Source organism: Halomonas sp. 3D7M (assembly GCF_014897885.1).
In the GTDB taxonomy this organism is placed as follows: Bacteria; Pseudomonadota; Gammaproteobacteria; order Pseudomonadales; family Halomonadaceae; genus Vreelandella.
Genome location: NZ_JABUZF010000261.1, coordinates 13,949 through 14,444, shown reverse-complemented (window position 1 = coordinate 14,444; position 496 = coordinate 13,949). Strand labels below are relative to the sequence as shown.

1 protein-coding gene is annotated in these 496 nt (G+C 47.0%); it reads right to left on the bottom strand.

The genetic code is table 11. The features are described 5' to 3' along the window. Positions 1 to 496 (bottom strand): 4Fe-4S binding protein (locus INT22_RS21340; RefSeq protein WP_226912846.1); only part of this gene is annotated, 496 nt, incomplete at both ends.

Here is a 496-nt window from a genome sequence, read left to right as displayed (position 1 = left end):
ACTGATTGGAAGCGCGCGTAGGGGCACATGTAAATGCACACCTGCTCGCGCAGCCAGCCTGCATTTAAATAGGTAAATACTAAAAAGAAGCCAACCCAAAAATAGGACCAGCCATGGGCTTCTAGCGTAGGCAGTTCCGTCACTAGCGTGCGGATGGGGGTGAAGTAACCCACAAAAGTGATGCCAGTAGCCAAAGAAATCAGTAACCAAGCGGAATGTTTAGCTCCTTTCCGCCACGCTTTGTCAGCATTCACTGGCTGCTTGTCTAGCTTAATACGGTGGTTTCTAGATCCCTCTATGCGGTGCTCAAGCCAAATAAATAAGAATGTCCAGACGCTTTGTGGGCAGGTATAGCCACACCAAACACGTCCAGCAAAAACAGTAATAAAAAATAGCCCAAAGGCACAGATAATAAGCAGCCACGAAAGTAATACGAACTCTTGGGGATAAAATGTGGCAGCAAAAATATGAAACTCTCGGCCTGGAAGGTCAAACC